This is a genomic window from Streptomyces albireticuli (assembly GCF_021228125.1).
GTDB lineage: Bacteria > Actinomycetota > Actinomycetes > Streptomycetales > Streptomycetaceae > Streptomyces > Streptomyces albireticuli.
This window is the reverse complement of record NZ_JAJQQS010000002.1, coordinates 125,943-151,494: the sequence shown is the minus strand read 5'-3', so window position 1 is coordinate 151,494 and position 25,552 is coordinate 125,943. Positions and strand designations below refer to the sequence as shown.

The 25,552-nt window shown below is 73.6% G+C and carries 21 protein-coding genes and 1 tRNA gene; 17 read left to right on the top strand and 5 right to left on the bottom strand.

Translation table 11 applies throughout. The features are described from left to right. Position 1: 1 nt before the first annotated feature. Positions 2–1,168 carry an acyl-CoA dehydrogenase family protein gene (locus LUZ64_RS00895; protein WP_269755733.1) on the top strand — a complete coding sequence of 389 codons (1,167 nt, stop codon included), beginning with the start codon at positions 2–4 and terminating at the stop codon, positions 1,166–1,168. A 152-nt stretch (positions 1,169–1,320) separates the two neighbouring features. Here the strand turns inward: LUZ64_RS00895 and LUZ64_RS00890 are convergent, their stop codons facing one another. Continuing rightward, positions 1,321–2,955 carry a beta-N-acetylhexosaminidase gene (locus LUZ64_RS00890; RefSeq protein ID WP_232390284.1) on the bottom strand — a complete coding sequence of 545 codons (1,635 nt, stop codon included), beginning with the start codon at positions 2,953–2,955 and terminating at the stop codon, positions 1,321–1,323. 202 nt (positions 2,956–3,157) lie between these two features. Here LUZ64_RS00890 and LUZ64_RS00885 point away from each other — a divergent pair, with 202 nt between their 5' ends. From LUZ64_RS00885 to glmS, 3 genes are all read left to right on the top strand, one after another. Continuing rightward, positions 3,158–4,069 (top strand): DUF4429 domain-containing protein, encoded by a 912-nt coding sequence (locus LUZ64_RS00885; protein WP_095579627.1) that lies wholly within the window; start codon positions 3,158–3,160, stop codon positions 4,067–4,069. Positions 4,070–4,155: 86 nt separating this feature from the next. Further along, positions 4,156–4,431, top strand: a complete 276-nt coding sequence (locus tag LUZ64_RS00880; protein ID WP_087928022.1) for a hypothetical protein — start codon at positions 4,156–4,158, stop codon at positions 4,429–4,431. Positions 4,432–4,491: 60 nt separating this feature from the next. Continuing rightward, positions 4,492–6,312, top strand: coding sequence for a glutamine--fructose-6-phosphate transaminase (isomerizing) (gene glmS / locus LUZ64_RS00875; RefSeq protein WP_095579626.1), 1,821 nt, complete (start codon positions 4,492–4,494; stop codon positions 6,310–6,312). A gap of 400 nt (positions 6,313–6,712) precedes the next feature. Here glmS and LUZ64_RS00870 read toward each other — a convergent pair whose 3' ends face one another. Next, positions 6,713–7,234, bottom strand: a complete 522-nt coding sequence (locus LUZ64_RS00870) for a universal stress protein (RefSeq protein WP_087928020.1) — start codon at positions 7,232–7,234, stop codon at positions 6,713–6,715. Positions 7,235–7,720: 486 nt separating this feature from the next. Here LUZ64_RS00870 and LUZ64_RS00865 point away from each other — a divergent pair, with 486 nt between their 5' ends. From LUZ64_RS00865 to LUZ64_RS00830, 8 genes are all read left to right on the top strand, one after another. Next, positions 7,721–8,077 (top strand): hypothetical protein, encoded by a 357-nt coding sequence (locus LUZ64_RS00865; RefSeq protein ID WP_095579625.1) that lies wholly within the window; start codon positions 7,721–7,723, stop codon positions 8,075–8,077. A 368-nt stretch (positions 8,078–8,445) separates the two neighbouring features. Beyond that, the gene (locus LUZ64_RS00860; protein WP_095579624.1) at positions 8,446–9,828 is read left to right on the top strand and encodes a helix-turn-helix domain-containing protein; all 1,383 of its coding nucleotides are present in this window, start codon (positions 8,446–8,448) and stop codon (positions 9,826–9,828) included. Between the two features lie 5 nt (positions 9,829–9,833). Further along, positions 9,834–10,439 (top strand): oligoribonuclease, encoded by a 606-nt coding sequence (gene orn, locus LUZ64_RS00855; protein WP_095579623.1) that lies wholly within the window; start codon positions 9,834–9,836, stop codon positions 10,437–10,439. Positions 10,440–10,540: 101 nt separating this feature from the next. Continuing rightward, positions 10,541–10,613 (top strand) — tRNA-His (locus LUZ64_RS00850). Positions 10,614–10,991: 378 nt separating this feature from the next. Next, a complete protein-coding gene (locus LUZ64_RS00845) occupies positions 10,992–12,326 on the top strand; it encodes an ABC transporter substrate-binding protein (RefSeq protein WP_095579622.1) in 1,335 nt (444 codons plus the stop codon). Continuing rightward, positions 12,323–13,315 carry a carbohydrate ABC transporter permease gene (locus tag LUZ64_RS00840; protein WP_095579621.1) on the top strand — a complete coding sequence of 331 codons (993 nt, stop codon included), beginning with the start codon at positions 12,323–12,325 and terminating at the stop codon, positions 13,313–13,315. Before LUZ64_RS00845 ends, LUZ64_RS00840 begins: the two co-directional genes overlap by 4 nt. 9 nt (positions 13,316–13,324) lie before the next feature. Beyond that, the gene (locus LUZ64_RS00835) at positions 13,325–14,257 is read left to right on the top strand and encodes a carbohydrate ABC transporter permease (RefSeq protein WP_095579620.1); all 933 of its coding nucleotides are present in this window, start codon (positions 13,325–13,327) and stop codon (positions 14,255–14,257) included. Positions 14,258–14,300: 43 nt separating this feature from the next. Further along, positions 14,301–15,689: a GH1 family beta-glucosidase gene (locus LUZ64_RS00830; protein WP_095579619.1), complete on the top strand. Its 1,389-nt coding sequence runs from the start codon at positions 14,301–14,303 to the stop codon at positions 15,687–15,689. A gap of 22 nt (positions 15,690–15,711) precedes the next feature. Here LUZ64_RS00830 and LUZ64_RS00825 read toward each other — a convergent pair whose 3' ends face one another. Together LUZ64_RS00825 and LUZ64_RS00820 are read right to left on the bottom strand one after the other, a co-directional pair. Beyond that, positions 15,712–16,581 (bottom strand): spermidine synthase, encoded by an 870-nt coding sequence (locus tag LUZ64_RS00825; RefSeq protein WP_095579618.1) that lies wholly within the window; start codon positions 16,579–16,581, stop codon positions 15,712–15,714. A gap of 131 nt (positions 16,582–16,712) precedes the next feature. Continuing rightward, complete coding sequence (locus tag LUZ64_RS00820; protein ID WP_232390285.1) at positions 16,713–17,150, bottom strand: hypothetical protein; 438 nt, start codon at positions 17,148–17,150, stop codon at positions 16,713–16,715. 305 nt (positions 17,151–17,455) lie between these two features. Here LUZ64_RS00820 and LUZ64_RS00815 point away from each other — a divergent pair, with 305 nt between their 5' ends. Continuing rightward, a complete protein-coding gene (locus tag LUZ64_RS00815; protein WP_095579616.1) occupies positions 17,456–18,886 on the top strand; it encodes an NsdA family TPR-like regulatory protein in 1,431 nt (476 codons plus the stop codon). Positions 18,887–18,915: 29 nt separating this feature from the next. On the opposite strand, the gene LUZ64_RS00810 is transcribed toward LUZ64_RS00815, so the two are convergent. Beyond that, positions 18,916–19,518, bottom strand: coding sequence for a histidine phosphatase family protein (locus tag LUZ64_RS00810; protein ID WP_095579615.1), 603 nt, complete (start codon positions 19,516–19,518; stop codon positions 18,916–18,918). A gap of 314 nt (positions 19,519–19,832) precedes the next feature. On the opposite strand from LUZ64_RS00810, the gene LUZ64_RS00805 reads away from it, so the two are divergent. From LUZ64_RS00805 to LUZ64_RS00790, 4 genes are all read left to right on the top strand, one after another. Continuing rightward, the gene (locus LUZ64_RS00805) at positions 19,833–20,834 is read left to right on the top strand and encodes a phosphatase PAP2 family protein (RefSeq protein ID WP_095579614.1); all 1,002 of its coding nucleotides are present in this window, start codon (positions 19,833–19,835) and stop codon (positions 20,832–20,834) included. Further along, complete coding sequence (locus LUZ64_RS00800) at positions 20,740–22,455, top strand: hypothetical protein (RefSeq protein ID WP_095579613.1); 1,716 nt, start codon at positions 20,740–20,742, stop codon at positions 22,453–22,455. The genes LUZ64_RS00805 and LUZ64_RS00800 overlap by 95 nt, the downstream gene beginning before the upstream one ends. Further along, positions 22,446–24,053 carry a hypothetical protein gene (locus LUZ64_RS00795; RefSeq protein WP_095579612.1) on the top strand — a complete coding sequence of 536 codons (1,608 nt, stop codon included), beginning with the start codon at positions 22,446–22,448 and terminating at the stop codon, positions 24,051–24,053. Before LUZ64_RS00800 ends, LUZ64_RS00795 begins: the two co-directional genes overlap by 10 nt. 61 nt (positions 24,054–24,114) lie before the next feature. Then, positions 24,115–25,485, top strand: a complete 1,371-nt coding sequence (locus tag LUZ64_RS00790; RefSeq protein ID WP_232390286.1) for an AAA domain-containing protein — start codon at positions 24,115–24,117, stop codon at positions 25,483–25,485. The last annotated feature ends 67 nt before the right edge of the window (positions 25,486–25,552 follow it).

Sequence of the window (25,552 nt, the reverse complement as noted above, 5' to 3'; positions counted from 1 at the left end):
CATGTCGCTGGACCACCGACTGACCCCAGAGCACGAGGAGCTCCGCCGCACGGTGGAGGAGTTCGCCCACGACGTGGTCGCACCGAAGATCGGCGAGTACTACGAGCGCCACGAGTTCCCGTACGAGATCGTGCGGGAGATGGGCCGGATGGGCCTCTTCGGACTGCCCTTCCCCGAGGAGTACGGCGGCATGGGCGGCGACTACCTCGCCCTCGGCCTCGCCCTGGAGGAGCTCGCCCGGGTGGACTCCTCCGTCGCGATCACCCTGGAGGCGGGCGTCTCCCTCGGCGCCATGCCGGTCTTCCGCTTCGGCACGGAGGAGCAGAAGCGGCAGTGGCTGCCCGCGCTATGCTCCGGCGAGACGCTGGGCGCCTTCGGCCTGACCGAGCCGGAGTGCGGCTCGGACGCGGGCGGCACCCGCACCACCGCCCGGCTGGACGAGGCCACGGGCGAATGGGTGATCAACGGCACCAAGTGCTTCATCACCAACTCCGGCACGGACATCACGGGCCTGGTCACGGTCACCGCCGTCACCGGCCGCACCGCCGACGGCAAGCCGCTGATCTCCACGATCATCGTGCCCTCCGGCACGCCCGGCTTCACCGTCGCGGCCCCCTACTCCAAGGTCGGCTGGAACGCCTCGGACACCCGTGAGCTGAGCTTCTCCGAAGTCCGGGTGCCGGCCGCCAACCTGCTGGGCGAGCAGGGCCGCGGGTACGCGCAGTTCCTCCAGATCCTGGACGAGGGCCGGATCGCGATCTCGGCCCTGGCCACCGGCCTCGCCCAGGGCTGCGTCGACGAGTCCGTGGCGTACGCGCGGACCCGCCGGGCGTTCGGCCGGCCGATCGGCGACAACCAGGCGATCCAGTTCAAGCTGGCCGACATGGAGATGAAGGCCCACACCGCCCGCGTCTCCTGGCGCGACGCCGCGTCCCGGCTGGTGCGCGACGAGCCCTTCAAGAAGCAGGCGGCGATCGCCAAGCTCTACTCCTCGACGGTCGCGGTCGACAACGCCCGCGAGGCAACCCAGATCCACGGCGGCTACGGCTTCATGAACGAGTACCCGGTGGCCCGGATGTGGCGCGACTCCAAGATCCTGGAGATCGGCGAGGGCACGAGCGAGGTGCAGCGCATGCTGATCGCCCGGGAACTGGGCTTCGCGAGCTAGCCCTTACGGGCCCTCAAGCGCCGGAAAATCCAGCCCGTCCGGCGCTTGAGGACACCACCCACACCAGCCCGTCCGGCGCCCGAGGACACCACCCACACCAGCCCGTCCGACGCCTGAGGACATTCGGGAAGGGGCGGGTAGGGGAAAAACCCTCACCCCACCCACGGCACCTGCGGCGACCGGTAATAAGAAACCCCCATCGCCTCCCACCGCGGCCCCTGAGCCGCGAGCCGCACCCGATACCCGCCCCACCCATGCGTGGAGCGCGGCGACCACCCCAGCTCCGCGACCCCCGGCAGCCGCGGAAAGGTCAGATACTCGCGCTGCGCCCGGGTCGAGACCGTCTCCGTCCACAGCGGCGCCTCCACCCCCGCGACGGCGCTCTCCGGGACGCCCGGCAGATAGCTCCCCGGGTCCCAGTCGTAGGACCGCCGCACCTCGACCAGGCCGGCCCATTCCAGGCCCAGTGGGGTGTCCTTGGTGTACTTCATGTCGAGGTAGGCCCGGTCCGCGGGCGAGAGGACCAGCCCGGCGCCCGCCCGCACCGCGGCCACGACCTGCGCGCGCTCGGCGGCGCCGGTGCGGTCGTAGCCCCAGTACTGGAGGAGCGCGCCGGGCGCCGGCCGGGCCCCGGCCAGCTGGTGCCAGCCGGCCACCCGCTTGCCGTGCCGCGCGACGGCCCGCTGCGCCTTCTCCATGAAGGCCGCGTAGTCGGCGTGACCGGTGGAGTGCGCCTCGTCGCCGCCGATGTGCAGGGTGGGCCCGGGCGTCAGTTCCGCCAGCTCGCCGAGGACGTCGTCCACGAACTCGTCCGTGTCCGGCTTGCCCACGCACAGCGAGCTGAAGCCGACGGACGTGCCCGTATAGAGGGGTGGGGCGACGCCGTCGCAGTTCAGCCGGGCGTACGAGGCGAGCGCCGCGTTCGTGTGGCCGGGCATGTCGATCTCGGGCACGACCGTGACGTGGCGGCTCGCGGCGTACCGGACGATCTCGCGGTAGTCGTCCTTGTCGTAGAAGCCCCCGGGGCCGCCGCCCACCTGGGTGCTGCCGCCGTACGTGGCCAGCCGGGGCCAGGAGTCGACGGCGAGCCGCCAGCCCTGGTCGTCGGAGAGGTGCAGGTGGAGCGTGTTCATCTTGTAGAGCGCGAGCTGGTCGACGGTGCGCTTCACCTCGTCGACCGGGAAGAAGTGGCGGGCGACGTCGAGCATGGCGCCCCGGTGGGCGTAGCGCGGCACGTCGGTGACGGTGCCGCCGGAGACGGTCCAGGGGCCGGGCTGCCTGTGGTCGCGCTCCACGCGCGGGGGCAGCAGCTGACGGAGGGTCTGCACGCCGTGGAAGAGCCCGGCGGGCTCGCGGGCGCTGAGCGTCACGGAGCGGCGGGTCACCGTGAGGCGGTAGCCCTCGGCCCCGAGGGCCGGGTCCGGGTCGCCGAGGAGCAGCCGGATGCCGTCACCTCCGCCGGGGCCGCCGGTGGAGGTGACGGGCAGCGGATAGCCGGTGGAGGGGCGCAGCAGCGCCGCGAGCCGCCCGGCGATCCGGCGTGCCTCGGGTGCGTCGTGGGGCACCCGGATACGGGTGCGTGCGGTGATCTCGTAGGGGTCGCCGCCGGGGTGTACGGACGCGGGCGCCGGGATGACGTGGGTGAGCGGGACGGGCGTGGCGGGGCCGGGGGCGCCGTCGGCCGCGCGGGCCTGCGCGGTGCCGGCGAGGGCGGCGGCGACCAGCAGCAGGGCGGACAGCAGGCGCGGCGGGCGGGTCACGCGGGCCGTGCGGGAACGTCGTCTCACGAGGGTCCCTTCGGCGAGCTGCTCGGAGGAGGTCTCTCGGGCGGAGGAGGACTCGGGGGGCTCGGTGGAAAACACGCGCGCGGACGACCACTTGGCTACCGCCCGCCCCGCTCCGCGTCAAGCCTCCGCACCGCGCGGCGGGGTCGGGGCGAGGCGCGCCGCACCCCTCTCGGCGGGGCTCCCGCCTGCGAGAATTCCCCCCATGGCTGAGATCCTTCAGAAGGACGGCATGTGGACGTTCGACGGCGACACGATACGCATCGTGCCGGGCCGGGAGCGGGGCGTGCACGTGATGCGGCAGACGGTCGGGGAGCTGGCCGTGCCGCTGGTGGCGGTGGCGGGCATCGCCTTCGAACCGGGCCGCAAGAGCGGGCGGCTGCGGCTGCGGCTGCGTGACGGGGCCGATCCGCTGTCGCAGGTCACCCGGGGGCGGCTGGCGGACGCGGCGGACCCGTACCAGCTGGCGGTGGAGTCCGACCGGTCGGGCGTCGCGGAGTACTTCGTGGACGAGGTCCGCAACGCCCTGCTGCTGGAGCAGGTGCCGACGGGCTCCACGGACCGCTATCTGCTGCCGGGCCCGGGGGTGCCGCTGTCGGTGGGCGCGGGGGACGGCACGGTGGCCTTCGACGGGGAGCGGGTCCGCCTGGAGTGGAACTGGACGACGGAGGAGAGCAAGAGCTCGGCGGGGCCGCAGGTGCTGCCGCTCTCGCAGATCGCCTCCGTGGAGTGGCTGCCGTCCTCCGGGCTGGAGAACGGCTATCTGCGGTTCACGGTGACGGGGGCGCAGCCCAAGCTGTCGCCGAAGCACGATCCGTACGCCGTGGAGCTCTTCGGCTTCAAGAAGGACCCGCTGATGGCGCTGGCCGCGGCGGCGGTCACGGTCCGGATGCCGCATCCGTACGCGCCGGTGGCCCCGGTCGCGGAGACGGCCGTACCGGCGCTCGCCCCGGGCGGGGAGCGGGGGGCGGCGGCCGCCCCGGCCGCCGGGAACCAGGACGCCGATCATGACGCCCTGCTGCGCCGGCTGCGCGAGCTGGGTGACCTGCGTCATGCCGGTGTGCTCACCGAGGAGGAGTTCAGTGCGGCGAAACAAGCCGTTTTGAAGCGTTTCTAGTCACTCATCCCTCCGTTTTCATGGATCCCTGCCCGATATCGGGCAGGATTCTTGCGAATGACCCCGTTACCCATCAATATCAACGGGTGCTCGAACGCCGTATGACCCATGACGACCTGGTGGACCACCTGGTGCGCAGCACGCCGCTTCAGCGCGGCGAGGCCGCCCGGGTGGTCCTGGACGTCCTGGCGTACTTCGACGAGACGACCGAGACCTTTGTGCGCCGCCGGCACCGCGAGCTCCAGTCGGGCGGCCTGCACAACGCGGAGATCTTCGAGCGGATCGCGGCAGAGCTGCCGCACCGCGCGGTGGCTCCGCCGGAGCTCTCGCTGCGGCAGCTGCGCCGCATCGTCTACGGCTGAGAACGGCGGCTCCTGCCGCTGCCGAGCATCACTGATCGTTTGCCTGGGAGGGTCAACACCATGTGCGGAATCGTCGGATATATCGGTAAGCGCGATGTCGCGCCGCTGCTGCTGGAGGGCCTCCAGCGCCTGGAGTACCGCGGCTACGACTCCGCCGGTATCGCCCTGCACGCCGGCGGCAAGGCCGGCGGCCTGAAGACCGCCAAGGCCAAGGGCCGCGTCCGCGAGCTGGAGGCCCGCCTCCCCAAGCGCTTCGCGGGCACCACCGGCATCGCGCACACCCGCTGGGCCACCCACGGCGCCCCGAACGACGTCAACGCCCACCCGCACATGGACAACGACGAGAAGGTCGCCGTCGTCCACAACGGCATCATCGACAACGCCTCCGAGCTGCGCGCCCGGCTGACCGCCGAGGGCGTCACCTTCCTCTCCGACACGGACACCGAGGTCCTCGCGCACCTCGTGGGCCGCTCCCAGGCCGAGACCCTGGAGGAGAAGGTCCGCGAGGCGGTCCGCCACATCGAGGGCACCTACGGCATCGCCGTGCTGCACGCCGACTTCCCGGACCGCATCGTCGTGGCCCGCAACGGCTCGCCCGTCGTCCTGGGCATAGGCGAGAAGGAGATGTTCGTCTCCTCCGACGTCGCCGCCCTGGTCAGCCACACCCGCCAGGTCGTCACCCTCGACGACGGCGAGATGGCCACCCTCAAGGCCGACGACTACCGCACGTACACCACCGAGGGCTCCCGCACCTCGGCCCAGCCGACCACCGTGGAGTGGGAGGCCGAGTCGTACGACATGGGCGGCCACGACACGTACATGCACAAGGAGATCTACGAGCAGGCCGACGCGGTGGACCGCGCCCTGCGCGGCCGGATCGACGACCGCTTCTCCACCGTGCACCTGGGCGGCCTGAACCTCGACGCCCGTGACGCCCGCGCCGTGCGCCGGGTGAAGATTCTGGGCTGCGGCACCTCGTACCACGCGGGCCAGATCGGCGCGCAGATGATCGAGGAGCTCGCCCGGATCCCCGCCGACGCCGAGCCGGCCTCCGAGTTCCGCTACCGCAACCCGGTCGTGGACCCCGACACCCTTTACATCGCGGTCTCCCAGTCCGGTGAGACCTACGACGTGCTCGCCGCCGTCCAGGAGCTCAAGCGCAAGGGCGCCCGCGTCCTCGGTCTGGTGAACGTGGTCGGCTCCGCGATCGCCCGCGAGACCGACGGCGGCATCTACGTGCACGCCGGCCCCGAGGTCTGCGTCGTCTCCACCAAGTGCTTCACCAACATGGTGGTCTCCTTCGGCCTGCTCGCCCTGCACCTGGGCCGCACCCGTGACCTGTCCGTCGCCGACGGCAAGCGGATCATCGAGGGCCTGCGCAAGCTGCCCGCGCAGATCTCCGAGATCCTGGCGAACGAGGGCGAGATCGAGAAGCTGGCCGCGGAGTACGCCGACGCCAAGTCGATGCTGTTCATCGGCCGCGTGCGCGGTTACCCGGTGGCCCGCGAGGCCTCGCTGAAGCTCAAGGAGGTCTCGTACATCCACGCCGAGGCCTACCCCGCCTCCGAGCTCAAGCACGGCCCGCTGGCGCTCATCGAGCCGGCCATGCCGACCGTGGCGATCGTCCCGGACGACGAGCTGCTGGAGAAGAACCGCGCCGCGCTGGAGGAGATCAAGGCCCGCAGCGGCCGCATCCTCGCCGTCGCGCACCAGGTGCAGGAGAAGGCCGACCACACGATCGTGGTGCCGAAGAACGAGCACGAGCTCGACGCCATCCTGATGGGCATCCCGCTCCAGCTCTTCGCCTACCACACGGCCAAGGCCATGGGCCGCGACATCGACAAGCCGCGCAACCTGGCGAAGTCCGTCACGGTCGAGTAGGACCGGCCGCCGCCGGGCCCGGCTTCGGTCCGCCCGGCGCCGCACGGCCCCCATGAGGGGCCCTCAAGACCCGGACCCGCTCAACCTGTCTGCGGCGGGTCCGTACAGGACAGCCCTCCCCACGCGTACCACCCGGCGCGCGGGGAGGGCTGTTCCCCTTGCCGGCGTCGCCCTCCCGCCGGCGGTGATGCCGCCGGTTCCGGGAACCGTCACCTCCCGTCCGGCAGCACGTCGTCCGAGCGGTACCTACCCGTCACCGGGGCGCTCCCCACCTTCTACGCGCGGGTAGATTCCACGGGAATGTCCAGCGGGTGCGTGCCGCGGCGCGTCCGGCGGCCGTCAAGGACGGCACGCGCGGGCATCACCCGCACGAGGTGCCGGGGCCGAGGCGCCGGACCGGCTACGGGATGACCACGACGGGCCGCTGGGCGCGCCGCGCCAGCCGCCCCGCCACCGAGCCGAAGATCCGGCCGACCAGGCCGTGCGTGGAGCCGACGACGATGGCGTCCGCCGAATACTCCCGCCCGACTTCCTCCAGTTCATGGCAGATGTCCCCACCGCGCTCGACGAGGATCCACGGCACCTCCGACAGGTGGTCCGCGCAGGCCAGTTCCAGGCCCAGGACCTCGGTGCGGTGGTCGGGGACGTCCACGAAGACCGGTGGCTCACAGCCCGCCCACACGGTCGTCGGCAGCCGGTTGGCCACATGGACGATGATCAGCCCCGAGCCGGAGCGCCGGGCCATCCCGATTGCATACGCAAGCGCTCGCTCGCTCGAGGTGGAGCCGTCGAAGCCCACCACGACACCGTGCTGGAACGCCGGATCGCAGGAATGGCGTGTTTCTTCCGCCGCTTCGGGGTGCGCCGCGTGATCGGCGACCCGCTTGCGGTCCGCGGGTTCGGAGAATTCGTGACCGGCCATCGGTGTCTCGGCGAAGGAAGTCCTCGTGCGGAGGGGAAGGGCGGTGGGCTGGTTGGAGTTGTCAGGGGCTGTCGGGCGAGGTCGGAGGGACGCCGCCCGGGTGGATCAAGGACGGGAAATCCGTCCGGGATTCATCTTTTCAAGCACTTACCCATAAGGGTACGGCGACACTCATCGCCTGCCCAGGGCCCGCCGGGCACGGCGGAGCCGCCGGGGCGTTCCCCGGAGCATGCACGAGCCCGGGCCGTAGCGCAATGGCCCGGAGCGTCCCACCCGTACCGTCCCGGCACCCGTCCGGGCGCCGGGGCCGCGCCCTCGGCGAGGCCCCGCGGCGGCCCGGGCGCGACCCCGGCCCGACCCGGGCGCGGCCCGGGCAAGGCCCCCTCCGGCCCGCCGCCGCGTCCCCCCGATGCCCCTCCCGCAGTGACCCGGGCGGCGGGCCGGGCGTTGTACCACCGTCAGCCGCCGTCAGCAGGGAGCCGCTCCGTGCCCGGAACCCGTGATCACCACCGCGCCGACGACACCGGGGCAGACTCCCCCGATCCGGTGAGCGATGTGGTCCGCTGGGCGGCGTTCAGCTGCGCCCTCGTCCCCGTCGTCCTGCTGATGTGCGGTCAGTCCTTCGGCGGCGCGGCGGGCACGGCCGCCGGCCTGGTCGCCCTCACCTGCGCCTGCCGGGCCCTCCTGCGCCAGTCCGAGCGCACCGCCGCTCGGCTGTCTGCGGAGCAAAGCGTTCCGCACCGGGGCCGGCACGGCCGCACGGGCGGCGGCGCGCACCGCGGCGGACGCCATCAGGGTGCCTCCGGACCGGGCGATACGCCCGGTAGTACGTCCGGTGAATGACGCCTTCGTACGTATGGACCCGTTGGTTTTCAGCCAACTTCAGGCCGAACCCCTCACCTTGGCCTGAGCGGCCCCCAACAGCCGGTCGACCAGCAAGGAAAGGACCACCGGGGGCGGTTGCACCCTACGGGGATTGGGCATGGGCGAGAGGCGTACTTTTCACCGAGCCCTGCAAGTGCAACGCTTCGTGATCGAACGCTTCGCGCCAAGTTGTCATGTCGACATAGAGCCGGGTGGTGAACTGGTCACCGCGACTCCATGCGACGCAGTAGATTCGATCTTGGCCATGACCGGCGGGGGAACCGTTCAGGACCGAGGGGAAACGTGCAGGACCGAGAGGACTCGACCGCCGAGGGGGGCTTAGCGCCATGAGCCAGGACTCCACGACCGTACCGGAGACCACGCGCAAGCTCTCCGGACGCCGCCGCCGGGAGATCGTCGCTGTGCTGCTTTTCAGCGGCGGCCCCATCTTCGAAAGCTCCATTCCGCTCTCAGTGTTCGGTATCGACCGACAGGACGCTGGAGTCCCCCGCTACCGCTTGCTGGTGTGCGCGGGCGAAGATGTGCCATTGCGAACAACCGGCGGCCTGGAATTGACCGCACCGTACGGCCTGGAGGCACTCTCCAGGGCCGGCACCGTCGTCGTACCGGCCTGGCGGTCGATCACCCAGCCGCCACCGACCGCCGCACTCGACGCGCTGCGCCGCGCCCACGAGGAGGGCGCCCGCATCGTGGGCCTGTGCACCGGTGCCTTCGTACTGGCCGCCGCGGGGCTGCTCGACGGCAGGCCCGCCACCACCCATTGGATGTACGCGCCGACGCTCGCCAAGCGCTATCCGTCGGTCCATGTGGACCCGCGGGAGCTCTTCGTCGACGACGGTGACGTACTGACGTCCGCGGGCACCGCGGCAGGCATCGACCTGTGCCTGCACATCGTCCGCACCGACCACGGCGCCGACGCCGCGGGGGCCCTGGCCCGCCGGCTCGTCGTGCCGCCACGCCGAAGCGGCGGACAGGAGCGCTACCTCGACAGGTCTTTACCGGAGGAGATCGGTGCCGACCCGCTCGCCGAGGTCGTCGCCTGGGCGCTGGAGCACCTCCACGAGCAGTTCGACGTGGAGACCCTGGCGGCCCGTGCCTATATGAGCCGTCGCACCTTCGACCGGCGGTTCCGTTCGCTCACCGGCAGCGCGCCGCTGCAGTGGCTGATCACCCAGCGGGTGCTCCAGGCACAGCGGCTCCTGGAGACCTCGGACTATTCCGTGGACGAGGTCGCCGGGCGCTGCGGCTTCCGCTCGCCGGTGGCGTTGCGCGGCCACTTCCGCAGGCAGCTGGGGTCCTCCCCGGCCGCCTACCGGGCCGCGTACCGCGCGCGCCGGCCGCAGAACGGCTCGGCCGAGCGGCCGGAGCGGGGTGAGCGGCCGGACCGTACGGACCGGACCGAGCGCCACGACCGGTTCGACCGGCCGGACCCGGTGGAGCAGCGGAGCGGGGAGCCCTCGGTGCTGGGGCTGCGCAGGGCGGCCCTGGCCACCACCGCGCACGCCGTCACCGGAGCCGCCATGTCCGCACCGCCGCCCCATACCGGGCACGGCGGACACGGCGGGCATCCGGCCGGCCACGGTGGCGGACCCGGCGGGCACGGGGGCGGACACGCCGGGAACACTCCCGGCGGGCCGGACCCGGGCAAGCCGGACTCCGACCTCTACAGCCCACGCCTGCCCGGCCAGCGAGAACGCCCCGTAGGGTGAGACGCATGAACGATCGCATGGTGTGGATCGACTGCGAGATGACCGGGCTCTCGCTGTCGGACGACGCGCTCATCGAGGTGGCCGCACTGGTCACCGACTCTGAGCTGAACATCCTCGGCGACGGTGTGGACATCGTCGTCCGCCCGCCCGCCGAGGCCCTCGTCACCATGCCCGAGGTGGTGCGCCAGATGCACACGGCCTCCGGGCTGCTCGCGGAGCTGGACAAGGGCACGACGCTGGAGGACGCGGAGGCCCAGGTCCTGGCGTACGTCCGTGAGCACGTCCCGGAGCCGGGCAAGGCCCCGCTGTGCGGAAACTCGGTCGGCACCGACCGCGGTTTCCTCACGCGGGACATGCCGGCGCTGGAGAGCCATCTGCACTACCGGATCGTCGATGTGTCGTCGGTGAAGGAGCTGGCCCGCCGCTGGTATCCGCGGGCCTACTTCAACAGTCCCAAGAAGAGCGGCAACCACCGGGCGCTCGCCGACATCCGCGAGTCGATCGCCGAGCTCCGCTACTACCGCGAGGCGATCTTCGTGCCGCAGCCCGGCCCGGATTCGGACGCGGCGAAGGCCATCGCGGCCAAGCACGTCCTGCCCGTTCAGGCGTAGTGACGCAGCTCGCTCCCAGGACGCGGGTTACCTGGGAGCGAGCACCCCTGAAAACCCTGTACACTTTTTCTCGGCCGGTGGGAAACACACCAGCCGACATGGTGGGTATAGCTCAGCTGGCAGAGCACCTGGTTGTGGTCCAGGATGTCGCGGGTTCAAGTCCCGTTACTCACCCTGATCGAAGGCCCCGGTCCGCGGAAGCGGACCGGGGCCTTCGTCATGTGCGGCCCCCATGTGGGGGAGGCGGGTGCCCGCGCGTGAGCCGTGCGGGCGGCGCGAGGCGCGTGTGACCCGCGTCATATTTCGCGGCGCGCGGGTGGCATCGCGCGACGCGCCAGGGCTTCCTTGACTCTCCGCCGGGATCCGACGACTCTTCATCACATCGGCCCGGGGCTCCCTCCCTCCCCGTCCCCGGCACCGCCCGGTCCCCGTCTCCTATGTGCTCCGTCCGCCGTACGCCGTGTTCCGCCGGACGGGCGGCACGCCCGGCGAAGGCCCACCGCTTCACTCCGAGCCCACGAGTCCGTACGCCGAGGCACCAGGAGACACCCCATGCGCCGACGCTCCCGCACGCCCCCGCGCCGGATGGCGGCCGTCGCCGCCGTCGCGGCGCTCGGCGTGGGGCTGTCCGGGGCCTGCGCCCGGGACGACGGCGGCCTCGGCAGCGCGGGCGAGGGACCCGGCGGCGGCGCCCGGAGGACCACCGTCACCATCGGCACCTTCGGCGTCTTCGGTTACAAGCAGGCCGGGCTCTACGAGGAGTACGAGCGGCTGCACCCCGACATCACGATCAAGGAGAGCGTGATCGAGCGGAACGACGCCTACTACCCCCAGCTGCTGACCCACCTCGCGGCCGGCGGCGGCCTGTCCGACATCCAGGCCGTCGAGGTCGGCAACATCCACGACGTCGCCACCACCCAGGCCGACCGCTTCGTGGACCTCTCCCGGGCCGAGGGCGTCCGCGCGGACACCTGGCTGGACTGGAAGTGGGCGCAGGCGACCGCGCCGGACGGCCGGACGATCGGCCTCGGCACGGACATCGGGCCGATCGCCGTCTGCTACCGCAAGGACCTCTTCGCCAAGGCCGGGCTGCCCACGGACCGGGAGGGCGTCGGCCGGCTCTGGGCCGGCGACTGGCGGAAGTACCTGGAGACCGGCCGGGCCTACAAGAAGCGCGCGCCGGCGGGCACGGTCTTCACGGACTCGGCGGCCGGGATCTACAACGCCGCGATCCACGGCTACGCCGAGCGCTACTACGACCGCCGGGGCCGGCGGGTGTACCGGACGAGCCCCGCGGTCCGGGAGTCCTGGAACCTCGCGGTGCGGGCCGCGCGCGAGGGTCTGACCGCCCGCCTCAAGCAGTTCGAGAAGCCCTGGGACCAGGCGTACGCCAACGGCCGCTTCGCCACCGTCGCCTGCCCGCCCTGGATGCTCGGCTACATCAAGGAGAAGGCCGGCCCGGCGGCCGAGGACAAGTGGGACATCGCCCCCGCGCCCCGGCCCGCCAACTGGGGCGGCTCCTTCGTCACCGTGCCGAAGGCGGCCCGGCACCGGAAGGCGGCGATCGCGCTCGCGGTCTGGCTGACGGCGCCGGAACAGCAGGCCAGGCTCTTCGACCGGCAGGCGAGCATCCCCTCCACCCCGGCCTCGTACGCCATGCCGCAGGTGAAGGACGCGCGGAACCCGTACTTCGGCGACGCGCCCACCGGGCGGATCTTCTCGGCGGCGGCCCGGTCGGTCCCCCGGCTGGTGATCGGCCCCCGGGAGCAGCAGATCGGCACCGCCTTCACCGATGTGGGGATCCCTCAGGTGGAGCAGCAGGGCCGGTCCCCCGCGGCGGCCTGGAAGGCGGCGCAGAAGGAGATCCACAACGCGGTGGACGAATGACGGCCGCGACCGAGGCGGTGGGCGACCGCCCGGCGCCGCCGCCCGAGGACCTCGACCGGCCACGGCGCGGCGGGCCGCGCCCCTGGCGCAGCCGCCTCTACCGCTGGGACGTCCGCTTCAGCCCGTACGCCTTCGTCGCCCCCTTCTTCCTCTTCTTCTCGGCGTTCGGCGTCTTCCCCCTGCTCTACACGGGCTGGGCCTCGCTGCACCGGGTGGAGCTTTACGCCCCGGACCAGCTGGAGTGGGTGGGGCTGCACAACTACGCCCGGCTGCTGGGGGACGACTTCTTCTGGAACGCCCTGCGCAACACCTTCACCATCGGTGTCCTGTCCACCGTCCCCCAGCTGCTGATGGCGCTGGGGCTCGCCCATCTGCTGCACTACCGGCTGCGCGCGGCGTCCTTCTGGCGGGTCGCGCTGCTGACGCCGTACGCCACCTCGGTCGCGGCGGCGACGCTGGTCTTCGTACTGCTCTACGGGCGCGACTACGGGATGGTCAACTGGGCACTGGGCGCGGTGGGCGTCGGCCCGGTGGACTGGCAGAGCTCCGCCTGGTCCTCGCAGATCGCGGTCTCCTCGATCGTGATCTGGCGGTGGACGGGCTACAACGCGCTGATCTACCTGGCCGCGATGCAGGCCGTGCCGGACGAGCTGTACGAGTCGGCCGCGCTGGACGGGGCGTCGCGCGCGCAGCAGTTCCGGTACGTCACGGTGCCGGCGCTGCGGCCGACCATCCTCTTCACGGTGATCGTCTCGACGATCGGGGCGACCCAGCTCTTCGGGGAGCCGCTGCTGTTCGGCGGGGCGGGCGGGCAGAAGGGCGGGGCGTCGCACCAGTTCCAGACGCTGGGGCTCTACCTCTACGAGCAGGGGTGGTTCAACTTCCACCTCGGGCGCGCCTCCGCCGTCGCCTGGACGATGTTCCTGATCCTGCTGCTGATCGGCGCGGTCAATCTGCTGATCGCGCGAGGACTGCGGAAGACCCGGTGAGGGGCTGATGTGACGACGACGACCGGACGGCCCGCCGGCCGGGCGAAGGGCCCGCCGAGGGAGCCCGCGAAGGGGAGGGCCGGATCGAAAGGCCCGGCGAAGGGCAGGAGCGGGGGCGCGGGCAGGCAGTTGCGCGCCGGGCCGGTCACCTACGCGGTGCTGGTCCTGTTCACCGCCGGCTCGCTGTTCCCGCTGGTCTGGACGGCGGTCACCGCGTCCCGGGACAACGCCCGGCTCGCCCGGACCCCGCCGCCCTTCCGCTTCGGCGACCGGCTGCTGACCAACCTGGGCACGGCCTGGGGCGAGGCCCATATGGGCCTGGCGCTGTTCAACACGGTGCTGGTGGCCGGGGCGGTCGCGCTCGGCACCGTCCTCTTCTCGACGACCGCGGGCTTCGCCTTCGCCAAGCTCCGGTTCCGGTTCCGGAACGTCCTGCTGCTGACGACGGTCGGCACGATGATGGTGCCGCCCCAGCTGAGCGTCGTCCCCCTCTTCATGGTCGTCGCCGAGCTGCGGTGGACGAACGAGCTCCAGTCGGTGGTGCTGCCCACGCTCGTCAGCGCCTTCGGCGTGTTCTTCATGCGTCAGTACCTGGTGGAGGCGCTGCCCACCGAGCTGATCGAGGCGGCCCGCGTCGACGGGGCGAGCAGCCTGCGCGTGCTGTGGCACGTGGTGTTCCCGGTGGCCCGGCCGGCCATGGCCGTGCTGGGGATGCTCTCCTTCGTCCAGGCGTGGAACGACTTCTTCTGGCCGATCATCGCGCTGACCCAGGAGAACCCGACCGTCCAGGTCGCCCTCACCGGCCTCGGCCGGGGCTATGTGCCCGACCAGGCCGTGATCATGGCCGGTGCGCTGCTCGGCACCCTGCCGCTGCTGCTCGCCTTCACCCTCTTCGGCAGACAGATCGTCGGCGGCATCATGCAGGGCGCCGTCAAGGGCTGACCCCTTTCCCGTCCCTCTCCTCCCCCACACCGAGAGCGCATCCATGACCGTGAACTTCCCGCCCGGCTTCCTCTGGGGCGCCGCCACCGCCGCGTACCAGATCGAGGGAGCGGCACAGCAGGACGGCCGCACCCCCTCCATCTGGGACACCTTCTCCCACACCCCCGGCAAGGTCCTCGGCGGCGACACCGGGGACGTCGCCACCGACCACTACCACCGCCGCGCCGAGGACGTGCGCCTGATGGCGGACCTGGGGCTGGGCGCGTACCGCTTCTCCGTCTCCTGGCCCCGGGTCCAGCCCGGCGGGCGCGGCCCGGCCTGCCAGGCGGGCCTGGACTTCTACCGCGCGCTCGTCGACGACCTCCTCGCCCACGGCATCCGGCCGGTGCTGACCCTCTACCACTGGGATCTGCCCCAGGAGCTGGAGTCGGCGGGCGGCTGGCCGGAGCGCGGCACCGCGCACCGCTTCGCGGACTACGCGCACCTGGTCGCGGAGGCGCTCGGGGACCGGGTGGAGCTGTGGACGACCCTCAACGAGCCCTGGTGCAGCGCCTTCCTCGGCTACGGCTCCGGGGTGCACGCGCCGGGCCGGACCGACGACGTGGCGGCCCTGCGCGCCGCCCACCACCTCAACCTCGCGCACGGACTCGGCGCCCAGGCGCTGCGCGCCGCGCTGCCCTCCCGGGCGGCCGTCTCCGTCACCCTCAACCCCGGTGCGGTGCGCGCCCTCACCGACTCCCCGCCCGACCTCGACGCGCGGCGCCGGGTCGACGCCCTGGCCACCCGGATCTTCACCGGGCCCATGCTGCACGGGGAGTACCCGGCGGACCTGATCGCCGACACGGCGGGGATCACGGACTGGTCCTTCGTCCACGGCGGCGACGCGGCGGCCGTCCACCACCCCCTGGACTCACTGGGCGTCAACTACTACGCCCCGTTCCTGGTCTCCGGCCAGGCACCGGGCGCGGCCGGCCCACCGGCGGGCGAGCCCTCGCCGTGGCCCGGCGCCGGGGGCGTCACCTTCCACCGCCCGCCCGGCAAGCGGACCGCGATGGACTGGTCGGTCGATCCCACCGGCCTGTACGACCTGCTGACGCGGTTCGCCCGGGAGGCCCCCGGGCTGCCGCTGATGGTCACCGAGAACGGCGCGGCGTACGACGACAAGCCGGACGGCGAGGGCGCGGTGCACGACCCGGAGCGCATCGCCTATCTGCACGCCCATCTCGACGCGGTGCACCGGGCGATCGGCGACGGCGTGGACGTGTGCGGTTACTTCCTCTGGTCGCTGCTGGACAACTTCGAATGGTCGTACGGCTACGGCAAGCGCTTCGGCGCGGTGTACGTCGACTACGCCACCCAGGTCCGTACGCCCAAGTCCAGCGCCCGCTGGTACGAGCGGGTCGCCCGGACGGGCCAGCTGCCGCCGTTCTGAGCGGGCCGGGGCCGCCCGGGCCTCACTCGAAGACGGACGGCGGCGGGGCCGGCGAGGGGCGGGCGGAGGCGTCGGTGACGGGCGCCGCGCCGCCGGTGAAGTCGTCGAGGGCGCGCCCGTGTTCGACCCTGCCCTGGTTCGGGTCGGTGGCGGCGCGCCGGGTCAGCTCGGCGACCGGCAGCTCGCGGTCGGAGGCGAGCAGCACGGCGTTGCCGAAGCGGCGGCCGCGCAGCACGGCGGGGTCGGCGGTCAGGCACAGTTCGGGAAAGACGGTCCGTACGGTCGCGATCTGCGCCTTGACGTAGGCGAGGGGCGGGCCGTCGGCGAGGTTCGCCGCGTAGAAGCCGCCCGGGCGCAGCGCGCGCCGCACCTCGCCGGCGAATTCGACGCTGGTGAGGTGGGCGGGGGTGCGGGCACCGGCGAAGACGTCGGCGATGATCAGGTCGGCCCAGCCGTCGGGCACCTTGGCGAGCCCTTCCCGGGCGTCGCCGCCGCGCACCCGGATCCGCCAGCCGGCGTCCAGGGGGAGCTCGCGGCGGACGAACCGGACGAGCGGGGCGTCGATCTCCACGATCTGCTGGGTGGAGCGGGGCCGGGTGGCGGCGACGTAACGGGCGAGGGTGAAGGCCCCGCCGCCCAGGTGCAGGGCCTGGACGGGCTTGCCGGGCGGGGCGACGAGGTCGGCGATGTGGCCGAGGCGCCGCTGATAGGCGAAGTCGAGGTAGGCGGGGTCGTCGAGGTCCACGTGGGACTGCGGGGCGCCGTCGATCAGCAGCGTGAAGCCACGGGGGCGGTCGCGGTCGGGCCGCAGCTCGGCGACACCGCCCTCGACCTGCTCGGACGCCGCCTCGACGGCGCGTCCACGCCCTTGCTTCTGCTTGCCTTTAGCCACATGGCAAGTATCGCCCGGCACGGCCGGGCGGGCGGAACGCGGCCGGGAGCCCCTGGCCGGGAGAACCTATGGCCCGGGGAGACTCTGGCCGGGAGAGCCTATAGTCCGGGGAGACTCTGGCCGGGGAGTCCCTATCGACAGCGGTCCACGGCCTCGATGGTCCGCGCGGCCTCGCCCAGCGCGGCGCGGAGCACCGCCGGATCCGTCGCCTCCGAGAACGCCGCCTCCGGCGCGACCAGCCACCCCGTGCCCATGATCGGCGGCTCTTCGAGGCCCGGCTGCTCGCCCTGGCCGAAGGTCTGGGTGCAGGCGCTGCCCGGGACGTCCCAGGCGTCGGCCGTGCCGGGCGGCACGAGGAAGCCGAGGGTGTCGCACTCGCCGTCGTGGAGCACGGGGCCGACGCCGTCGCGCAGCCGCAGGATGTCGACGGCCTCCAGGCCCTGCCGGGCGGGGACGGTGACGAGGTCGCACGGGCCCGCGTCCAGGGTGACCTGGGGGACGCGGGGGGACGGGCTGTGGTCCTGACGCGGCTGGTGCAGGGCCGTCGTCCGCGAGCTGCTGATGTCCACTCCGGCCTCCACCAAGGGAAACCCCTCCTCCGCCGTGCCACTCCGCGTCGAGCGCGCTCCAAGGAGTTCAACGCCCGCGGGCGTCAACGGCTACGGTGCCATGCCGTCACAAAGGATGGCAGTTCATGGCGGATCACGGGTGAGATATCCCGTTTGTAGCTAAACAGGGTGTAGTGGGACCCCGTCAGCCGGTACGGTCTTCTCCGCCGCTACGGCAGCCGACAGGCGGCACAGAGGCTCCAGCACAGCCGCACGCCACGCGCCCACCGCGCGGGGCGCGCGCTCGCCAGGGAGAGGGTCCGGCCATGGCGTCGTCCCAAGCGCACCACCCGAACACGGCCTTCCGGCAGCTGCGCGGGGCCCGGTCGCCGGGCGAGTTCGCGGCGGCCGTCCGGCGGGCGGCCCGCGAGATCGGCGAGCAGGTCTCGTGCGACGCGCGCTACATCGGGCGGGTCGAGTCGGGGGAGATCCGCTGCCCCAATTACGCCTACGAGCGGGTGTTCAGGCATATGTTCCCCGGTCGCGAACCGGCGGACATGGGTTTCGTTCCACGAGACGTGGTACGCGGTCGGGGGGCGCGGGAGAACGCCGACGCGTCACCGGCAGGGCCCTCCGGCGGCCCCGCCGGCGGTACGGCCGACGGGACCGCCGGCGGCTCCGCCCACAGTCCCGACCGTCACAAGGAGAGCAAGGAGAGCGACGTGTTGCGTCGCGCGTTCATGACCGGCGGCACGGCCGCGGTGGCCACCGCCTCACTGGGTGCCTCGCTGGGCGCCTCGTTCGGCACCGCGTGGGCCGCCCCCGCCCCCCCGGCCGCCCGCGACCGGCGCCGCGCCGGGGAGGCCGAGGCCGTCGCCGTGGAACAGGCCGTACGCCGGATCCGCCTGCTCGACGACCGCCACGGCGCGGACGGCATCTACCGGCGCGCCGCCCGCCCGCTGCGCGTGGCCTACGAGCTGCTCGACGCGGACACCCGCCGGCAGTCGGTCGCGGACCGGCTGTACACGGGCGCGGGCGAGCTCTCCCTGTCCGTCGGCTGGCTGGCCCATGACTCGGGCCGGTTCTCCGACGCCCGCTCGCACTACGCGGAGGCGCTGGCCACGGCGCGGGTGGCCGGTGACGCGGCGCTGGAGGCGCACGCCTTCTGCAACACCGCCTTCCTCGCCCGGGACGCCGGGCGGCCCCGGGAGTCCGTACGAGCGGCGCAGGCGGCGCAGCGGGCGGCCCGCAGGCTGCCGTCGCCCCGGCTGATGTCGCTGCTGACCCTGCGCGAGGCGGGCGGCTGGGCCGGGCTCGGCGACCGGGTGGCGTGCGAGGCGGCGCTGCTGCGGGCCCGCGACCTCTTCGAGCGGGGGCCGGGCCCGGCCGACCCGGAGTGGATGTCGTTCTTCGGCCCGGCCGAGCTGGAGGGGCTGGAGGCGCAGTGCTGGTCGGCGCTGGGCGAGTGGGCCCGCGCGGCGGAGCACGCCCGGCGCGCGGTGGACCTCCAGGACCCGCACTTCGCCCGGAACACGGCGCTGTTCACCACCCAGCTCGCGGGCGACCTGGCGCGCGGCGGGGCGCCCGACGCGGCGGCGGTCGAGGGCGGGCGCGCCCTGGACCTGCTGGAGGACGTCCGGTCGACGCGGGTCCGCACGATGCTGGCGGCGACGGCCCGGCTGCTGCGCCGCCACCGCGCGGACCCGGTGGTCGCGTCGTTCCTGGAGCGGCACGAAGGGGCCGCGGTCGCCGTCTGAGGCACCGCCGCGACCCCCTCGGGCCGTGATCAGGCGAGGTGGCCGGTGTCGTTCCAGCGCTCGATGGCGGGCGCGCCGTAGGCCCAGCCGAGGATCGACAGCGACGTGGGGTCGAGGCGGATCCGGGAGGCGAAGGAGATGTCCAGGCCGAGCCAGCGGGCGCCGATCGTGCGCAGGATGTGGCCGTGGGCGAAGATCAGCACGTCGCGGTCGGCCGAGCGGGCCCATTCCACGACCTGGTCCGCGCGGGCCGCGACCTCGGCCAGGGTCTCGCCCTCGGGGACGCCGTCGCGCCAGATGAGCCAGTCGGGGCGGTCCGCCTTGATCTCGGCCGGGGTCCTGCCCTCGTACGCGCCGTAGTCCCACTCCATCAGGGCGTCCCAGTCGGTCGCCCGGTCGCCGAAGCCGGCCAGCTCGCAGGTCTCCTTGGCGCGCACCAGCGGGCTCGTACGGACCTCGGCGTCCCGCAGCCCGTCCCAGGGGGCGCGGTGCAGGCGCTCGCCGAGCAGCTTGGCGCCGCGGCGGCCCTCGTCCAGGAGGGGGATGTCGGTGCGGCCGGTGTGCTTGCCGGAGAGCGACCACTCCGTCTGTCCGTGCCGGGCCAGCAGGATGCGCGAGGTCGTCGAAGCCATGGAGGACCCAGACCCTTCAGAAGATTTCGGTGATTTTCACTACAGATCGCCATCCGGACCGGCAAGGCACCGGCGGCGACGATCTGTTCGCTTTTCCATCATCGCTCACACCTGTCACAGGCAACCCGCAGGTCAATCCGGGCGTCTCCCCTCCTGACCCGCCCCCTCCGGCCCTCACGCATCGTGACCAGGGCGGAACGGCAGGGGAACTCGGGGTTTCCGGTAAGCCGCGGGGCGGTGTGCGCGCGATGTGGCGTACACCGTACGGTTGCATGCGCGCTTATTGGCCGCCTGAACACATGGAGAGCGTCCGGATGTACCGCACACCACTGGGGAAGCGGCCGCGCTGGTGGACCGAGCTGCCGCTGATAGCCGTGGTGTACGCGGTGTACTCGGCGGGCCGACTGCTGGTCCGCGGCAATGTCCAGCCGGCGATCGACCACGGTCTGGCGATCCTCGACCTCGAGAAGACCTTCCGAATAAATTTCGAACACCCGCTCAACCGGCTGTTCACGGAGCACGCGTCCCTCGGCATACCCGCCGACTTCGCCTACGCCTCCCTGCACTACATCCTGACGCCCGCGATCCTCGTGTGGGCCTTCCGGCGGCGCCCGCGCGACTACCGCTTCCTGCGCAGCTGGCTGATGATCTCCACCCTCATCGGCCTCATCGGCTTCACCCTGCTGCCCACCTGCCCGCCCCGGCTGCTGGACGCCTCGTACGGATTCGTCGACACGATGGCCCAGTACGGCTCCTACGGCTGGTGGGGCGGCGACGCCAGCGCCCCGCGCGGCCTCGGCGGCATGACCAACCAGTACGCCGCGATGCCGAGCCTGCACGTCGGCTGGGCCCTGTGGTGCGGCGTCGTGATGTGGCGCTACGGGCGCACGACCTGGGCGAAGATCGCCGGCGTGGTCTACCCGGCGGCGATCACGCTGATAGTGATGGGCACCGCCAACCACTACTTCCTGGACGCCGTGGCCGGCGCCGCCGTCATGGGCGTCGGGCTGCTGCTGGCCAAGCCGGCGCTGCGCCTGGTCGACCGCGTACGGGAACGTTTCTCCGCCGCCTCGCGTCAGGAAACGGCCGGGACTTCCGCGAATGTCGGTGCCGGATGCGAGACTTCGGCGGGTACAGCGCCTTCCCGGGCGGCGGTCTCCGGTTCCGGGGCCGGAGCCGGCCGGCCGGGGGCGCCGGAGACATCTCGCGAGGCGGGCACCGGTGACCACATTCCCCGAGAGCACATCCCCCGACAGCAGTCCCGCGACGAGGCCGGCGACAGCCTCGCCGACGACGCTGCGGCAGCGGCTCGCTGAACTGCGCGGCCCCGCCGCGGCGCCGCGTCCGCTCGACGCGCGCGCCCTGGCGGCCCTGGCCGCCAACCCCGGCTGCCGCCGTCGGGTCCTGCTCGACGGCGCCGGGGTGGACAAGGGCGCGCTGGCCCGCGCCCTCGGCGCCCCGGCCACGCACGGGCAGTCGCAGTTCGCCATAGCGCGGGGCAACGTCTTCGAGGCACGGGTCAAGGCGGACGGCGGCGAGGCCCTGGTCCGCCTGCTCCACGACCGGCTGCGCGACGACTCCCCCGCGCCCGGCCCCGCGTTCCCGCCCCTCACCCCCGACCTGTCGGCGGCCGGCCCCGAGGGCCGCACGGCCCGCACGGCCCTGGCCCTGCGCGAGGCCACGGCCGCCGGACGGTGGACGGTCCTGGACCACCCCCTGCTGGCCCTGGAGGTCGCGGGCACCCCCGCCTATCTGGAGCCGGACGCGATCGTCGTCCACCCGGACGGCGACTGGACGATCGTGGAGATCAAGTCCTTCCCGATGATCGACGGCGCGGCGGACCCGGGCAAGGTCGGCGCGGCGGCCCGGCAGGCGGCGGTGTACGCGCTCGCCCTGGAGGGGGTGGCGGCTCGGATGGGCGGGGGCCCGGGGGACGGCGAGACGGCCTCGCCGGGCACTCCCGGGGGCGACACTCACCCGTCACCGCCCGCCGACGGGACGGTGCCGCCGACCCGAGGGGCGTACGACGAAGGCGATGCCGCACACCTGCCACCCACTCCGGACACCGGCCGCACAGCGGAAGCCGCACAGGGCGCCGACGACACTCCCCCAGCCGGTACCAGGGCGCTCCCGGCCCACGCCCCGCACGACGAAGGCGATGCCGCACACCTGCCACCCACTCCGGACACCGGCCGCACAGCGGAAGCCGCACAGGGCGCCGACGACACTCCCCCGACCGGCACCACGGCGGCCCCGGCCCACACCCCGCAAGACGAAGGCGCTGCTGCCGCACCCCTGCCACCCGCTTCCGACGGCGGCCCCGTGGCGGAGGCCCCGGTCGCTCCGCCGGCCGACGGCGCTTCCCGGGTCGGCCGCGCGGCCGGAGCGTCCGTGCGGGAGCGGGTGCTGCTCGTCTGTCCCAAGGACTTCTCCAATCTTCCCGACGCCGAGCTCGTCGACGTGCGCAAGCAGATCGCCACGACCCGGCGGCAGCTCGCCCGGCTGACGCGCGTCGAGGACATCGCCGCCGCCCTGCCCGAGGGCACCACCTTCGACCTTCGCCTCGCCGACGACGGCCGGACGGCGACCCGGCCCGCGGCGGAGCTGGCGGCCGCGGTCGAGGCGGCCCCGGCGGCGTACGCCCCGGACTGCCTCGCCGCGTGCGAGCTGGCCTTCCACTGCCGGGCCCGGTCGCGAGCCGCGGACGCGGTGGAGACGCTGGGCCGCGGGGTCCGCGGTGAGCTGGGCGGCCTGGCCACGGTGGGGGCGGTGCTCGCCGCCGCCCGGGGCGAGGAGGGCGATCCGGCGGATCCCGCCGTCGCCGCCCTGCGCCGCGCGGCGGCCCTGCGCGCGGAGGCGCTGGAAGTACTGTCCGCGTCCGGGAGCCGGGTCCGGACGACCGCGGGGGCGGCCGAGGAGGAGAGCCCGTGTCCCTGATCACCGCACTCGCCCGGATGGAGGCCGTCCGGGAAGGCCGGGCGCGCCCCCTGGCGACCGTGCGCCACCGGCATCTGGCCGAGCGCCCGATGGTCTTCGTGCCGCTGACCACCGCCGGTGAGGCCGGTGCCCCGCTGGGGGCGATGGTCGGTACGGAGCGGGACGCCCCGCTGCTGCTGGTCGTGCCGCAGCCCCGCGACCGGGACCTGCGGTTCGCGTTCCTCGCGGAGCTGGCCGACGCCGTGCTGCCGTACGTCGAGGGGTTCGCCGACGACGTCGAGCGGGAGCAGCGGAAGGAGACCGACCCGGAGACGGGCAAGAAGGTCCCGGTCGAGGTCGAGCTGTGCGCCGACGCCCCGCAGTTGCTGGTGCCGAGCGCGGCGGGCGTGGAGTACGTCCGGCTGCTCGGGCGGTCCATGCGCTTCCGGCGGACGGCCGAGCAGGACCCCGACAGCCCGTACCCGGCGCCGCCGCGCGTCCCGCTGCTGGGCCGCTGGCTGACGCACTTCGGGGAGCGTGCCCGGCTGCCCGGTTCGTCGCTGCTGCTGCCGATGACGCAGGTGCTCGCCCGCCACTGGGCGACGGGCCAGAGCGGCGTGGAGGACCAGCACCTGGGGGCGCTGCTCGGCTGGCTCGCGCCCCCGCCGGGGACGACGGGCGCGGAGGCGGCCCTCCGCGCGGAGCTGGCGCGCGACGCGGAGGGCCTGCTGCTGTGCCCGCCCGCCGGCCCGGCCACGGACCCGGTGTTCGACAACAGGCGGCTGGCCCCGGCGACGGCGCGCTACGACCGCGCCCGTGCGGAGGCCGCGGCCGCCCCGGAGGCCGCGCAGGCCGCGCAAGCCGCGCAAGCCGCGCAGGCCCCGCTGCACCGCGCCGAGCGGGAGATCCGCGCCCTCCTGGAGTCACAGCTCCGCCCGACGTGGGACGCCGTGTGGCAGGGCGTCGACCTGCTGCGCGCGCTCCCGGAGGGCGAGCGGGTGGCCGAGCGGTGGAAGCGCGACCGCTGGTCGTACACCTCGCACCGGGACCGGGTGGCGGCCGGTGAGCCGCCGCAGCCCCGGCGGGACGACGCGGTGACCGCGGCCCGCAAGCTCGCGGCGCGGGAGACGGCGCACGCCCGGCTGGAGGCGCAGGAGGCGCTGGACGACCCGCTGGTCATGGCGGGCCGGAGGCTGGCGGGCGAGGCGTTCGCGGGGGAGGTCACCGAGGTGGTGATGGAGTACTCGGAGGCGAAGGTGCCGCGCCCACGCCCGCTGGTGACGGTGCTCACGGACGACGGCCCGCTGCTGACGGAAGGCGTGAAGGTGCACCGGGTGCTGCCGGACGGCAGGGCGCAGACGGCGGAGTTCGTCGGCCACGCCCCGGACGGCGGCGGCGCGCTGACGGTCCGCCTGACGGGCGGCATGGGGCGTGGCAAGGTGCCCGACGAGGGGTCCGTGCCGGAGAAGGGCGACCGCGTCTGCTGGACGCTCTTCGAGCACGCGCCGCGCGGCGGCCCCGAGCTGCCCGATCCCGAGCGGACGCCCTGGACCCACGGCGGCCCGCCGGGCGAGGCCGCCGACGCCCCCGACCCGCTGACCGCGGAGGACCTGCTGTGAACACGACCGGAGCGGCTCCCGCCGTACGCCCGAGCGAGGCACGCCCGTACGGGGTGCGGCCGTGATCGTCCGGGCGGCGGGCACCCGCGCCTCCGACGCCTTCGACCCGTCCGCCGCGGCCGCCGCCGCGACGGACGCGATCCTCCGCGACACCCTGCGCGGCCCGCATCGCGGCGTCGTCGTCGACTCACCGCCGGGCGCCGGCAAGTCGACGCTCGTGGTCCGGGCCGCGCGCGAGCTGGCCGCCGCGGGCCGCCCGCTGATGGTCGTCGCGCAGACCAACGCCCAGGTCGACGACCTGGTGCTGCGGCTGGCCGCGAAGGACCCGGAGCTGCCGGTGGGCCGGCTGCACAGCAGCGAGGCGCGCCCGTACGACCGGGCGCTGGACGCGCTGCCGTCGGTGGTCACGTCCACGAAGGCCGCGGACCTCGCGGGGCTCGACGTCGTGGTCTCCACGGCGGCGAAGTGGGCGCACACCAAGGTCGCGGAGCCGTGGGGGCACGCGATCGTCGACGAGGCGTACCAGATGCGGTCGGACGCCCTGCTGGCCGTGGCGGGGCTGTTCGAGCGGGCGCTGTTCGTGGGCGACCCGGGGCAGCTCGACCCGTTCAGCGTGGTGGGGCCCGACGGCGCGGCGCAGTGGGCCGGCCTGTCGTACGACCCGTCGGCGAGCGCGGTCAGCACCCTGCTCGCGCACAACCCGGGCCTGCCGCAGCACCGGCTGCCGGTCTCCTGGCGGCTGCCGGCGTCCGCCGCGCCGCTGGTGTCGGCGGCCTTCTACCCGTACACCCCGTTCCGCAGCGGCACGGGCCACGGCGACCGCCGTCTGGCCTTCGGCGTGCCGTCCGACGGCTCGGGCCCGGACCGGGTGCTGGACGAGGCGGCCGCGTCGGGCTGGGGCCTGCTGGAACTGCCCGCGCGCAGGACGCCGCGCACGGACCCGGAGGCGGTACGGGCGGTGGCCCTGGTCGTCCGCCGGATGCTGGACCGCGGCGGCGCGGCGACGAGTGAGCTGTCCCCCGATCCGGTGCCGCTCACGGCCGACCGGATCGCCGTGGGCACGGCCCACCGCGACCAGGCGGCGGCCGTACGGGCGGCCCTGACCGAGCTCGGCGTGGACGGCGTCACGGTCGACACGGCCAACCGCCTCCAGGGCCGGGAGTTCGACGTCACGGTGGTCCTCCACCCCCTCTCCGGCCGCCCGGACGCGACGGCCTTCCACCTGGAGACGGGCCGCCTGTGCGTCCTGGCCTCGCGGCACCGGCACGCGTGCGTGGTGGTGTGCCGGGCGGGCGTCGAGGAACTGCTGGACGAGCATCCTTCGACGGATCCGGTGCGGCTGGGGGTGACGGTGAAGTTCCCGGACGGCTGGGAGGCAATGCTCACCACGTGGGACTTCTGGTCCGAGCACCGCGTGCGCTGGCGCCCGTAGTCACGGGATCGGAGGCCTCCGAAAACAAGATCGCACAACAGCACAGAGCAGGACTGCGCCCGCTGTC